The 280-nt window shown below is 63.2% G+C and carries 1 pseudogene; it reads right to left on the bottom strand.

Going from position 1 to position 280, the window contains the following annotated elements:
• Positions 1–28 precede the first annotated feature (28 nt).
• A pseudogene (locus QP415_RS11670) lies at positions 29–280 on the bottom strand (ATP-NAD kinase); the annotation flags it as partial.

Raw genomic sequence — 280 nt, 5'->3', positions numbered from 1 at the left:
CCGAGATGAGAAATATCGAGCGACTCGATCACCGGGGACCATCCCTCCACCCGCGCACGGGGAGATTGAACTTGCGAACAAGACGCGCGGAAAACGGCGTATCGTCAATGCGCACGAGCTGAACGGGTGAGGAACCGACGCGCGCACGAACCACTCCCCCAGCCGGAACAGTCATGCGCCGAAGGCCATCACACCACATCTCGGGGGGCGTCCACATGTCGTCGAGAACGACGGTCTCGACGCACGCCGAAGGACCGACGACGAGGGGGCGCGTGAAAAG

The sequence above is a fragment of the Pauljensenia sp. UMB3104 genome, from assembly GCF_030217285.1.
In the GTDB taxonomy this organism is placed as follows: Bacteria; Actinomycetota; Actinomycetes; order Actinomycetales; family Actinomycetaceae; genus Pauljensenia.
This window is presented reverse-complemented; position numbering and strand designations above follow the sequence as displayed.